General features: G+C 47.0%; 11 protein-coding genes and 2 pseudogenes. 9 read left to right on the top strand and 4 right to left on the bottom strand.

Annotated features, from left to right (window positions below):
* Position 1 precedes the first annotated feature (1 nt).
* Positions 2-673, bottom strand: coding sequence for a response regulator transcription factor (locus RE628_RS07320; protein ID WP_309158152.1), 672 nt, complete (start codon positions 671-673; stop codon positions 2-4).
* Between the two features lie 490 nt (positions 674-1163).
* Between RE628_RS07320 and RE628_RS07315 the strand changes: the two genes are divergently transcribed.
* Positions 1164-2192, top strand: a complete 1029-nt coding sequence (locus RE628_RS07315; RefSeq protein WP_309158151.1) for a CdaR family transcriptional regulator — start codon at positions 1164-1166, stop codon at positions 2190-2192.
* Positions 2193-2312: 120 nt separating this feature from the next.
* Here RE628_RS07315 and RE628_RS07310 read toward each other — a convergent pair.
* Positions 2313-3454 (bottom strand): annotated as a pseudogene (locus RE628_RS07310) (glycerate kinase).
* Between the two features lie 204 nt (positions 3455-3658).
* A pseudogene (locus RE628_RS07305) lies at positions 3659-4956 on the bottom strand (GntP family permease).
* 391 nt (positions 4957-5347) lie between these two features.
* Here RE628_RS07305 and RE628_RS07300 point away from each other — a divergent pair.
* From RE628_RS07300 to RE628_RS29515, 8 genes are all read left to right on the top strand, one after another.
* A complete protein-coding gene (locus RE628_RS07300; RefSeq protein ID WP_375143098.1) occupies positions 5348-6205 on the top strand; it encodes a carbohydrate ABC transporter permease in 858 nt (285 codons plus the stop codon).
* The gene (locus RE628_RS07295; RefSeq protein WP_309158149.1) at positions 6202-7086 is read left to right on the top strand and encodes a carbohydrate ABC transporter permease; all 885 of its coding nucleotides are present in this window, start codon (positions 6202-6204) and stop codon (positions 7084-7086) included. Before RE628_RS07300 ends, RE628_RS07295 begins: the two co-directional genes overlap by 4 nt.
* 73 nt (positions 7087-7159) lie before the next feature.
* Positions 7160-8551 (top strand): ABC transporter substrate-binding protein, encoded by a 1392-nt coding sequence (locus RE628_RS07290; protein WP_309158148.1) that lies wholly within the window; start codon positions 7160-7162, stop codon positions 8549-8551.
* A gap of 39 nt (positions 8552-8590) precedes the next feature.
* Complete coding sequence (locus RE628_RS07285) at positions 8591-8869, top strand: LacI family DNA-binding transcriptional regulator (protein WP_309158147.1); 279 nt, start codon at positions 8591-8593, stop codon at positions 8867-8869.
* Positions 8821-9588, top strand: a complete 768-nt coding sequence (locus RE628_RS07280; RefSeq protein WP_309159399.1) for a substrate-binding domain-containing protein — start codon at positions 8821-8823, stop codon at positions 9586-9588. Before RE628_RS07285 ends, RE628_RS07280 begins: the two co-directional genes overlap by 49 nt.
* A gap of 279 nt (positions 9589-9867) precedes the next feature.
* Entirely contained in the window at positions 9868-10203 is a 336-nt protein-coding gene (locus RE628_RS29525) for a transposase (RefSeq protein WP_375142944.1), read from the top strand.
* Between the two features lie 4 nt (positions 10204-10207).
* Positions 10208-10456: a hypothetical protein gene (locus RE628_RS29520; RefSeq protein ID WP_375143053.1), complete on the top strand. Its 249-nt coding sequence runs from the start codon at positions 10208-10210 to the stop codon at positions 10454-10456.
* Positions 10453-11043: an IS3 family transposase gene (locus tag RE628_RS29515; RefSeq protein ID WP_375143052.1), complete on the top strand. Its 591-nt coding sequence runs from the start codon at positions 10453-10455 to the stop codon at positions 11041-11043. Before RE628_RS29520 ends, RE628_RS29515 begins: the two co-directional genes overlap by 4 nt.
* A gap of 150 nt (positions 11044-11193) precedes the next feature.
* On the opposite strand, the gene RE628_RS07270 is transcribed toward RE628_RS29515, so the two are convergent.
* Positions 11194-12171, bottom strand: a complete 978-nt coding sequence (locus tag RE628_RS07270) for an aldo/keto reductase (RefSeq protein WP_309158146.1) — start codon at positions 12169-12171, stop codon at positions 11194-11196.
* Positions 12172-12437 lie beyond the last annotated feature (266 nt).

Below are 12437 nucleotides of genomic sequence, written 5' to 3'. Positions count from 1 at the left end.
GCTATACCTCCAGTTTATAGCCTGTCCCATGCACGGTGGCTACCAGGTTCTCATGAGGCTTAAGCTTCTCACGCAGCCGCTTTACCATCATATCAACGGAGCGTGTATGGCCGTAATACTCGTAGCCCCAGACCTGGTCCAGCAATTCCTCGCGAGTGAACACTTTCTTGGGATTGCTACACAGCAGCCACAGGAAATCGAACTCCTTGCAGGTCATCTTGAGTGGTTGTCCAGCTATTGTACAGGAACGCTCATCCTTATCGATCTCTATGATCCCGATCTGAATCACCTCAGAAGAGGTTGTAACCGCTTTCCGGGTTCGCCGTATAACAGCCTTGATTCGTTCAATGAGTTCCCGGGTCTCAAAGGGCTTCGTCAAATAATCATCCGCTCCGAGCTGGAAGCCAAGTATTTTGTCATTCATTTCATTCTTGGCGGTAAGCACGATTACGGGTACTGTCTTATATTTCTGCTGCAGTACCTGAAGCAATTCAAAGCCGGAGCAATCCGGCAGCATCAGATCAAGCAGGATCAAATCTGTATCCCCGGCCTCAAGCTCCTTCAAACCAGCCGCGACCGTGCCAGCAACAACAGGATGAAACCCTTCAACCTTCAGACTCAATTTCAACAGCATCTGAATACTAGGATCATCCTCGATAATTAAGATGTTCATCTGTATCCCCCATTTTTTATCTCTATTTGTGGTTCTGGTTCTACTGCAGGTTAGGCGATCCACCCTCACGAACCCCCAAGCTCTAACAGAAATGTAGGACCTAATTAAGCGCTTTCAGTTCCGTTAGAACATAAAACACTTTTTTTCCATGCCAATAAGAGCATACAGTTCCGTTAGCCCCGACTTCTCATTCGATGACCTCTCTACACCCTAATTTAATAACATATTAACTTTAGTTTCTTCTACCTTTATCATAACGGATATTTACCTTCAGTACATTAGTATCCATAAATTGTCAAATATCTTAGTTTAACAAACCAAAGCCGTTTAATTATTTCAGCTTCACCTAATACTTGTGAAATATAAGCATGACCATCGTAAGCAAGTTATGCTATGATTTGACCAAAATAGTTCGTTCAATTGCACAATGTATATTCCTAATATTCACATTTCACTTTGATCAATTTACATCATAGAGGAGGAGCTCGTAATGTTCCAGCTTTCTAGAGAGCAAGCTCAGGAAATTGTCGATAAAATGATGAAGGACATCCCATACAATATCAATATTATGAACCATGAAGGGATCATTATCGGAAGCGGAAATCCGTCAAGGGTCGGTTCCGTTCACCAAGGTGCGGTTCAGGCGTTAACGAGCGGGAAAATGGTGAAAATCTGGAAGGACGGACACTATGAAAAACAGGGAACCAACGAGCCGATCGTCATCAATCATAAACGCGTTGGCGTGATCGGAATCAGTGGTAATCCCGAGGAAGTCAGCCCTTTCTGCCGGATCGTGAAGACGACAGTCTCCCTTCTCATCGAACAAGGAATCGCCCTGAAGAGCCTGGAGGATGAGGCTAACCGTAAAAAGGTTTTCTTGGAAAGTCTGCTAAGCCATGCCGGGGCTTATTCTCAGAGGCTGCAAAAGGAAGCCGCGCAATACAAGATCGACCTCCTGCTGAAAACGACAGCAGTACTCGTCAAAAATTGTATACTAACCGAAGAATACTCTAAATTACTGCTACTCATCCCCTCTTTTATGATCGATAAAAGTACCCGGCTACTGCTGATTCAAGACAAAAACTCTGTGGACAGCTTCATTGAGCGGATACTTGCCGGGCAGCCGAATATTCTGGTTGCCGTTGGCGATCATGAAGCGAGTATTGCCACTAGCTGCACCCAGGCGAAGAGCGCGATGAATGTAAGACAAGCACTTGACCTCCCAAAGCAAGTCGTTCATTACGAAGAAGTAAAATTCCTCGTCAAGCTAAGTAATGCATACCTACATGAAAATGGGAATATCGTTAGCAAGCTCGAAGATACAGTCGACCTGTTGGAGACGCTGCGCGCCTTTATCAACCAGGATGGAAGCATCTCGGGCACTGCCGAGCAACTGAACATTCACCGAAACACGTTGCAATACCGGCTCAAGCGAATCAAGGCTATTACAGGGAAAGATCCAAGAAATATACTCGAGCTGTTCGAATTAACCCAAAGCCTACTTGCCTTGTACAATTAAAGTATGACTGAATAATGTCCAACACAATGCACATGCCTTCATCAGAATGCAAAAGAACCTTCAAGTCCAATCCTTGCGGAAATGAAGGTTCTTATTTTGTTACGTAATTGCGTTATTGAGTTATTTTAAGCTTAATGCAATCAATCTGCCGATATTCTCACAGGTCCGCTCCACATTCTGCGCACCTTCCGCTAGCACCTTATCCAAATTCGCAGCACCTGGTACGATGCCGAATACCGCATCGATCCCTTCATCGTAGAGGGTATCGATACCTTCGCCGATATATCCGGCCACAGCAATGACTTTCTTACCAAGCTCTTTGGTTGCCTGAGCTACACCGTAAGGCGTCTTGCCGAACTTCGTCTGGAAGTCGATGCCGCCTTCGCCGGTAAATACATAGTCCGCCTCAGCCAGCTTCTTCTTCAAATCGGTATGCTCAATCACGATTTCAATACCTTTACGCATCGTAGCACGGGTGAAGGTGAGCAGGCCCGCTCCAAGCCCTCCCGCTGCACCTGCGCCGGGATAATCACGTACGTCCTTACCAAGCTGCTGCTTAATCACCTCGGCATAATGAGCAAGGTTATTGTCAAGCTGCAGCACCATTTCCGGCGTAGCTCCCTTCTGCGGGCCGAACACCCGAGATGCACCATGCTCGCCGCATAGTGGATTTGTGACGTCGCTGGCCACAATTAAGCTTACTTCCTGCAGGCGAGGATCCAGCTCGGATACGTCGATCGTGGCCAGCTTGTCCAGACCCCCGCCGCCGCGCGGAATACGGTTCCCCTCCGAATCAAGGAATTTCGCCCGAGCGCTTCGGCCATCCCTGCGCCACCGTCATTGGTGGCGCTCCCACCGATCCCGATAATGATCCGCTCAACCCCGCGATCAAGACATTCCGCGATAAGCTCCCCCGTCCCATAAGTCGTTGTAATTAGAGGATTTTTGGTCTCTTTGGTTACTAGATGGATACCGCTAGCCGATGCCATTTCAATAGCTGCGGTTACTCCATCACCAAGTATCCCGAATTGAGCCTTCACCGGCTGACCCAGCGGACGGGTAACTTCCTTCTCATATAGTTGTCCACCGCTGGCATCAACTAACGACTGAACCGTTCCTTCACCGCCATCGGCCATTGGAACATGAATATAGTTCGCCTGAGGATATACCTTCCGCAGCCCTCTCTCCATCGCGATACACACTTCTTTGGCCGTCATGCTCTCTTTAAATGAATCCGGCGCCAATACAAATGTTTTCTCCATTTCTCCCACCCCATCCAGCATTTTTAGAAGTTGTTCAAAAAGTCTGCTTTTGATCACGAAGAGAAGCAAGAAGCAGTTCGGCATCGAATCTTGAATTCAGCCGGGCCTTCCGGTGCTCACGTACCCAAAACGTACGCTCCGCTCCTCAGTCCCTAGCTTCATCCAACCTTCTCGGTGCTGAAAACCAGACTTTTGAACTCCTATTTAAAGCAAGAATCCATACATCAATGTAGCTACAATCGTCATCGTACCGCCGACGATAGCTTCATAAGGGATCAATCCCATCCGTTGCTTAATGCTCATATTCATACTGCCTGCAGTAACATGGAAGTAGTTACCTTGCGGCAAGGAATCGATCACGGTTGCCCCGGTATGCACCATAACAGCTGCAGCCATCGGCGCAGTGCCCATATCCAAAATCGCTTGTCCGAATGAACCGGTAGCAAGGATAACCCCAGTGGAAGTCGAAGCCGTTGCTGCGGCCATCAGAATACCAGAGATTGGAGCAAGGAATGTGCCGAGATACCAGAAGCCTGAATCAATGATACAACCTGTGAAGACAAGTCAGAAGCAGAGATGAGTCCAGCGATACCGCCAGCACCGATCAAAATCAATACCGTCGCTGTCATCTTATTCAGCCCTGATGCCGTATATTTCAAAATATGTTTGCCTTGTCCCATCGCCAGCATACCGATGACCCCAGCGATCGGAAGAATATACATGGCGTCAATCTTGAAGTTAGCCAGTGCATCAATCCCAGCGATTGAACCGATCGGGTTAATCATCAACAGTATTACAGCAACGAGCGGCGCTACAATAGCTTTCTTTAATGGAGGATACTTCGATGTATCAACCTCTGTATCCTGCACAGCCTCTTCATCGCTGACCATGACACCTTTGCGCTTCAAGAGCGAAGCAATGACAACGGTTACAGCAAGTCCAAAAAGTGCTGGAACAAAGCCCGCGATCATGACATCACTTAAGTCTAATCCAAAGCCGCGAGCAGCCGCAATCGTATTGGGGTTCGGAGAAATGATGTTACCCGCTTTACCACCGCCAGAAAGAGCGAGTAAAAGAGCTATCTTAGAGATACCCATCTTATTGCCGACAGATAGTGCGATAGGTGCCACGATCAATACCGCAACTGGAATAAATACGCCGACAGCTGTAATAATCATGGTAGCAAGAGCAAGCGCCAGAATTGCCTTTCCCCCGCCAAATTTCTTTACAATCGCCTGAGCGATTGTCTCTGCCGCCCCGGATTCCATCATGACGCCGGCAAGTACACCTGCTGCCAATACACGTAGGACAGTCCCCATAACGCTCTGTGTTCCGCTAACTAGTACGCTTATCGTCTGCTCTAAATTGGCCCCGCCGATCAAAGCCCCAACGATCGCCCCTAGAAATAAAGCGTATACAGGATTAAGCTTTCTCAAGATCAATATGATTGCAATTGCAAGGCCTACCAGCGCTCCAATCCAACTGATCGTAAATCCGTCCATCTGCTGTTCCTCCTAAGTTGTATTTTCTATCTCTTTTTTGGATACGCTTTCATTATAGGTCTTAATTCGCTAAATTAATATTGATTAAAAGACGAAATTCATTGTGCAAATGAACAATGAAATCTACAATCTATGTTCTCAAATAATAAGGTGGAATTTTGATGTAATCACTTATCACATTACTATTGCCAATTCTGGATCAATCCACTATGATGATGTTATCAAAAAGCAGTAAAGTTATAGCGCTTTAACTTTGATTTGTAGAACTAGCTCGAAATATCTGCACTATTTCAATATTGTTCTAACCAAAAGTTAAAGCGCTTATACTTTAAACAAAAGAAAGGCTGGTGCTGCTGTGACCTTTAAAGAAAGCCGGCGACAAACCTTCTATATGTATCTTTTTATCTCTCCCTGGTTAATCGGCTTCTTAGTATTTGCGTTGTATCCTATTTTGGCATCGCTTTATTACAGCTTCACAGATTACGACATCATCCATCCACCCCAATTTATTGGCCTAGCTAACTACACCGAGATGTTCCACAACGAGTTGTTCTGGAAATCTGTCGTCGTCACGCTGAAATATACCTTTATAGGCGTGCCTGTACAATTACTGTTGGCGCTCGGATTTGCCCTGCTGCTGAATCAAGCGATTCCCTTCCGTGGCTTTTTCCGAACCGCTATGTATTTTCCGAGTATGGTCTCTGGGGTAGCGATGTCGCTGCTATGGTATTGGATCTTCAACCCGCAGATCGGATTATTCAACTACATACTCTCCTGGTTCGGAATCCATGGACCTGCCTGGCTAATGAACCCTGATACTGCGCTGTACGCTTTGATTATTATGACTTTATGGACCGCGGGTACTGGAATGATACTGTTCCTCGCCGGATTGCAAGGTGTTCCTGCCAGTCTGATCGAAGCGGCAAAACTTGACGGAGCCGGCCGTTTCAAAACCTTCCTCCATGTTACACTTCCTATGCTCTCACCTGTACTGCTCTTTCAACTCATCATGAGTATCATTGACTCCTTCCAAGTATTTACCCAAGCTTATGTTATGACGCAAGGTGGGCCCAATTATTCTACCTGGTTCTATGTCTACAACTTATATACAAGCGCTTTCAAAGAATATCGCGCTGGCTACTCCTCGGCTCTGGCCTGGGTACTTCTAATCGTCGTTATGATCTGTACCGCACTCATCATGAAAGCATCCGATCGCTACGTTCACTATGAGGGAGGAGGTCGCAAATGAACACCGCACCGATACCCAAACGCCGCCTTGTATTTTCAAACTCAGGCTCCAAACGCAAAACAAGTCTAACGCAAATCGTTAGTTTCATCGCTCTGATCATTACAACCTTTATCATGCTGCTTCCTTTGTTCTTTATGGTCTCCACTTCGCTGAAATCGAAGCGGGAAATGCTCAAATTTCCTCCGACCTTTCTGCCGGAGAGCTGGCAATGGAGCAATTACAGCGAAATCTTCGACACACTGCAATTCGGAACATTGTATAAGAACAGTCTAATTATTGGTATCGTCACTGTAATCGGAACGTTAATCTCCTCCGCTCTGGCCGCGTACGGGTTCTCCCGTTATAAGGGTAAAGGGAATCAACTATGGTTCATGCTACTGTTAGCAACGATGATGCTGCCATATCCGGCGATTATGATTCCACAATTTATTTTCTTCTCCAAACTGAACTGGATCGACACTTTTCTACCGTTAATTGTTCCAGCATTCTTCGGATCGGCCTATAACATCTTTTTGCTGCGGCAATTCTTCTCGACCCTGCCTGAGGAATTGTTCGACGCTGGGAGGATTGATGGCTGTGGGGAGCTGCGAATGTGGTACAAAATCGCCCTGCCGTTGTCTGGCCCTGCCCTCGCCACCGTGGCGATCTTCGCCTTCATCTACAGTTGGAATGATCTTCTGGCACCGGTGCTGTACCTCAGTTCTACGGAACACTTCACATTGCCGGTAGGTATGGCTTCCTTGACTTCTTCCAGATTCCGCATCCCACCGTGGCATTTGCTCATGGTCGCTTCCGTGCTAGCGATGGTCCCGATCGTCACCCTGTTCGCTGTCGCCCAGAAGCAATTTGTTGAGGGAATCGTGCTTACAGGCATTAAATAATGCCAAGCACACGTGCTTGTCTGCTTATTTAAGGAAGGTACTTATATTACGTTAATTGGAGGGTTCGTTTATAATGATGAATAAGCTGCGACTTAGTTCTATTTTCTTATTAACCCTGATATTGGTGACCATTACGGCTTTGTCAGGTTGCACTGGCGGCAAATCTGCTGCTGACGTTGCCCCAGGCAAAGACAGTGATTCAACTAAATCAGGCGGAAGCAAGGATCAGCAAGTAACGATCACATACTACACCATCGATTCGGAGGACCGCACCTTCGTTGAGAAATTGGTGCCTGACTTTGAGAAAGAGCATCCGAACATCAAAGTAAAAGTAGATAAAGCACCCTATGAGCAGTTCGACAGCAAGCTACAAACGCTGATTGCCGCAGGTAAATCTCCGGATGTGACAAGCCACTACGGATATGGCGGATTCGCGGAGTATTATAATAAAGGGATGCTGCTCGATTTGACGGACCTGATCAAGGAAGACGGGTTTAGCGCCGAGGCAAACAATATTCCTGATAATTTAATGAATATTTATACGATCAATGATCATGTATACGGCATTCCGTTGAACATGTATGTTACGCTCTTACTATATAATAAGGACATGTTTGACGCGGCCAAGCTGCCTTATCCTACCAGTGATTATGAGGACAAGGACTGGACCTTCGATAAAATGGTCGATTATGCACGGCCGATGACGGTCATCTCCGATGATATTGCTAAGACACAGTATGGGCTGGACTTCTTCTGGTCCGAACGCGATAATCGCCCGCTCTATTTCGGGGCCGATCCTTATTCTGCAGATACGTGGACAAATGGTGGAGTACCTTCGGAAACTTATTTTGACACGCCAAAAGTAATGGCGGCCTATAACAAATTGTTCGATCTGATCTTCAAGGACAAAGTGTCCCCAACTTCAGAATGGAGCAAAAGTGTAGCCGGACAGAACGGAGATCCGTTCGTTGCCGGAAAAATCGGCATGTCTGTTGGCGGTTCATGGAACTTGGCCGGAGCGAATGATTTTCCATTCAATATTGGTGTAGCTGCAGTACCTTGGGGTGGAAATGATAAGGTCCGCAGTACCTTATACGTCGATCCACTGTTCATTTTGAAGGATTCCAAGCATCCAAAGGAAGCGTTCGAATGGATCAAATATCTGATCCGCGAGGACATTCAAGAGAAATCGATCGACCTGAGCGGAGGCAATCCGCCAGTGAACACAAAAGCTGCTGAGGCCTATTATAAGCATTTTGATGGAATCGATCCGCAGGATATTAAAAATGTGTACGAGGGAGCTGTGAAATACGGCTTTGAATCTTTCAACCACCTGATTACGAACTACTCACAAATCAATGATATGTTCATCAACGAGATGCAGCCAATTGAGACCGGACATAAGACCGTAGAAGAGGTTATGCCGGTGATTCAGAAGAAAGTGACTGAAATTATTAAGAGATAAGTAAAGTTGATGGAATAACACACATTAGGAGAATATCAGATGAAGGTAAGCATTTTTGATGTTGCCAAAAAATCCGGTCTGTCCGTTGTAACTGTATCGCGTGTATTAAACGGAGCGGAAACTGTACGGGAGAAAAATCGCCAAAAAGTACTGGAAGCGATCAAAGATCTCGATTATCAGCCTAGTGCGGCAGCGCGCAGTCTGGCCCGGGGAAAGACGGGAATCATCGGCTTAATCGTTACGACGCTTCAAGATTCTTTTTTGACGCCATCGTCAAGGAACTTAATGAAATTCTGGCCCTGCAGGGGTATTTCCTAGCCGTCTCTGTATCAACTGGCATGGAGTCGGACGAGAGCCATTATCTGTTCCAGGAGGATCGGGTCGACGGCCTGATTCTCCTCTCTCCGATGGAAGAGAGCAAGTATATCCTGGAATTGAAGCGCCGTGGCATCCCTTACGTGTTGATCGATAACCAGCAACCGGAGAACGACGCATACTCGGTGACGATCGACAATTATAAGGGAGGTTACGCAGCAACGACCCACTTGCTGGAGCTTGGACATACTTCGATTGCCCATATTTGCGGACAGGAAATGTTCCGTAGCACACGAGAGCGGCGCAGCGGATTTCTCCGGGCACTTCAAGATAACGGGCTTACCCCATTTGAAATTGTGCACGGAGAATTCGAGATCGCCTCTGGGTACGAAACATGCAAGCGCTGGCTCGTGGAAAACAAGCTGCCCTCCGCGATCTTCGCTGGTGACGATCATATCGCTCTCGGTGCGATCAACGCCTTGCAGGAGAGCGGCGTTTCTGTTCCCGGGCGAGTCTCGATCGTCGGATATGACGATCATTATATCGCCTCCAAGCTACGCCCGCATCTCACGACCGTCCGCCAGCCGGCAGACCGGATCGCTCGGGCCGCCGCCGACATGCTGCTGGGCCGCATTTCCGCCAAAATGAAGCGCGCCGCCGGCATGCACATCGACCCCGAGCTGATCGTCCGGGAATCGACCGTCGCCGTAGGTGGGAGCTAGACGTTTGAACCGAGGGTTAGTTAGGGTAATTAGGGGCCCGAGTAAACGCGCTCTCAGAAGTTGGACGGGGTTTAGGCGAAAGTAGTTAGAGGTTAGAATAGGTTGGAGAGTAGACGACAAGACTAGTTCCTCCGAGCAGCCATATGGCACTCCGCTCCCCTATATCGTCGGTCACAAAAAAAGAAAACCTGCAAAATGGTATTATCCCCTTCAAGTAGACACTCAAAAAAACCTCCATGTTAAGATGGAGGTTGGAGTGACACTTGGAGGGGATATTTTATGGCTAGAAAGGGACAAACATTCAACACATATACTGAAGAATTCAAATTAAAGGCAGTCCAAGCTTATTTGAAAGGCTCTGCAAGTTACAAGGTAGTGGCCGAACGAGAGGGAATTCGTAATTGTTCGCAGCTAAAGGTTTGGGTGAAGAAGTGGAAAAACGGTGAGTCACTTGGTAAGAGTAAAGGTGAAGTAAATCCACTGAAGGGACGTCCACGTACGTCGTTTGGAAGTGTCGAAGAAGAGCGAGATTACCTGAAAGCACAGGTAGATTATTTAAAAAAGCGGTATCCAAATCTAGTAAAGGAGAAGCCCCAGCCAGCAAGAGAACTATAAAATAGTGGAAGAACTACGCGGCTCTCACGGCATTACACGTTTGCTAACCATTGCAGGAATACCAAGAGCCAGTTATTACAAATGGCGAGCCACAAACCCTGAGCGTGAGGCAAGGCGAGACAAGGATCATGGAATTAAAGAACATATGATGGCTATCCATTTTGCACACCCAGAGTTTGGCTACCCGCGCATGATGACCGCCTTATGGGAAGCCGGTTACAAGGTGAATCATAAAAAGTATCGAGGATCATGAGTGAATTATCGATCCAATCGGTGATACGGAGAAAGCGAAAACAGTCCAATTATACGCCTTCTGTTGTCTATCCCAATCGCTTAAAGCGCCAATTCCATGCTACAGCACCGCAGCAAAAAATGGTCACTGACATTACCTATATTTCCGACGGAAAGAAATTTTATTATTTATCCGTCATCCAAGATTTATTTAACAACGAGATTGTCGCCTGGAATTTGTCAGAACGTAACGATGTTGAACTCGTACTAGATACAGTAAAAGAATGGGCAAAGAAAAGAGACGTTTCGGAAGCCGTGCTCCATTCGGATCAGGGCTTCCAATACACGTCTCAGGCATACAACACGCAATTAGAAGCACTCGGCGTTAAAGGCAGCCACTCTCGCAAAGCAACCTGCCTGGATAACGCATGCATCGAATCCTTCTTTTCGCATCTCAAAACAGAGAAGCTGTATATTAAACAGTGTAGATCAGGAGCAGAAATTCAGCAAGCAGTAGAAGATTATATTTATTTCTACAACTATCACCGTTTTCAAGCCAAATTGAAACAACGCGCACCGATTGAGTACCGGTGCGCGCTAGCAGCTTAGCTTTTTTTATATGTCTACTTGACAGGGGTATGACCAAAAATGCAGGTTTTTCGTCATATAACACCTCATCGGACTAGAAAAACTGCAGATTTGCAGTTTTTTCTGTTTGCAGTCGGCTGGGCGAACGGTACTTTTAATCTCGTATTTACCTTACCAAGCATAAGCCTGCGGCGCGGAGCCGCCAGGGCCCGGGAAGATCTCATCGAGACGCTTCAGCACAGCTTCATCAAGTTCGATGTCACATACGCGGAGCGCTCCTTCCAGTTGTTCCAGCGTCCGCGGACCGATAATCGGAGCTGTCATAGCTGGATGGGCCAGCGTCCAAGCCAATGCAACATTGGCTTCGCTCTCTCCAAGCTCTCGGCATAACGCCGCGAACTCGTCGAGCTGCTCCTCATGTTGCTCGTAACGCGAGTTTTTCTCCGTTCTTGAACCAGGAACCTTCTTCGAGGCATTCCCGCCAAGCAGTCCGCCCTCTAACGGGCTCCAGGCAACAACGCCGATGCCAAGCTCTTCAGCTGCTGGAAGCACCTCAAGCTCCGGCAAGCGGCAGAGTAAATTATATTTATGCTGCTCTGATACTAAACCGAGCATATGGTGATTTTTCGCTTCATATTGAGCTTTGACTAAGTCACGTCCAGCAAAGTTACTTGAGCCGACATAGCCAATCTTGCCCTGCATCTGATGGATATGGAACGCTTCCCACAGCTCATCCCATGATACGTTACGGTCCACGTGATGCATTTGATAAAGCTCGATATGATCTGTCTGCAAACGGCGTAGCGAGCCTTCCAGATGACGGCGGATTTTGTAGGCGGACAAACCAACTTCTCCATTTGGGCCATCAAGCGGATCGCTCATACTCCCATACACTTTTGTCGCCAGTACGACCTTCTCGCGGCGGTTTCCGCCCTGTGCGAACCATTTTCCAATAATCTCTTCGGTCCGTCCAGCATTCTCGCCCCAACCATAAATGTTAGCGGTATCAAAAAAATTAATGCCAGCATCTAGAGCTGCATCCATAATGTGAAATGATTCTTTCTCATCTGTCGATACTCCGAAATTCATCGTACCTAGGCACAATCTACTTACCTTCAATCCTGAGCGTCCTAGAGCAGTATATTTCATATAAACACATCTCCTTATCAAAATAGTAAACTCTGACCTGACACAGTGGCACCCTATTTACTACCTTCTAGTGCGTATTCAAAAAGTACGGTTTTCAGCACCGAGAAGGTTGGATAAAGCTAGGGACTGAGGAGCGGAACGTACGTAGTTGGTACGTGAGCACCGGAAGGCCCGGCTGAATTCAAGATTCGATGTCGAATAAGCTCTCAGTGTTACTTCGTGATCAAAAGCGGGCTTTTTGAATTTCCTCTACTACTCACCATCAC

Origin of the sequence: Paenibacillus sp. D2_2 (assembly GCF_031199965.1) — a bacterium.
In the GTDB taxonomy this organism is placed as follows: Bacteria; Bacillota; Bacilli; order Paenibacillales; family Paenibacillaceae; genus Fontibacillus.
The sequence above is the reverse complement of the archived record's forward strand: the minus strand, read 5'-3'. Positions and strand labels throughout refer to the sequence as shown.

What these genes read in the sequence shown, in the direction of transcription:
- RE628_RS29525 (WP_375142944.1), top strand. Translation starts at nt 9,868, where the DNA reads ATGGCTAGAAAGGGACAAACATTCAACACATATACTGAAGAATTCAAA.
- RE628_RS07295 (WP_309158149.1), top strand. Translation starts at nt 6,202, where the DNA reads ATGAACACCGCACCGATACCCAAACGCCGCCTTGTATTTTCAAACTCA.
- RE628_RS07315 (WP_309158151.1), top strand. Translation starts at nt 1,164, where the DNA reads ATGTTCCAGCTTTCTAGAGAGCAAGCTCAGGAAATTGTCGATAAAATG.
- RE628_RS07270 (WP_309158146.1), bottom strand. Translation starts at nt 12,171, where the DNA reads ATGAAATATACTGCTCTAGGACGCTCAGGATTGAAGGTAAGTAGATTG.
- RE628_RS07285 (WP_309158147.1), top strand. Translation starts at nt 8,591, where the DNA reads ATGAAGGTAAGCATTTTTGATGTTGCCAAAAAATCCGGTCTGTCCGTT.
- RE628_RS29515 (WP_375143052.1), top strand. Translation starts at nt 10,453, where the DNA reads ATGAGTGAATTATCGATCCAATCGGTGATACGGAGAAAGCGAAAACAG.
- RE628_RS07320 (WP_309158152.1), bottom strand. Translation starts at nt 673, where the DNA reads ATGAACATCTTAATTATCGAGGATGATCCTAGTATTCAGATGCTGTTG.
- RE628_RS07290 (WP_309158148.1), top strand. Translation starts at nt 7,160, where the DNA reads ATGATGAATAAGCTGCGACTTAGTTCTATTTTCTTATTAACCCTGATA.
- RE628_RS07300 (WP_375143098.1), top strand. Translation starts at nt 5,348, where the DNA reads ATGTATCTTTTTATCTCTCCCTGGTTAATCGGCTTCTTAGTATTTGCG.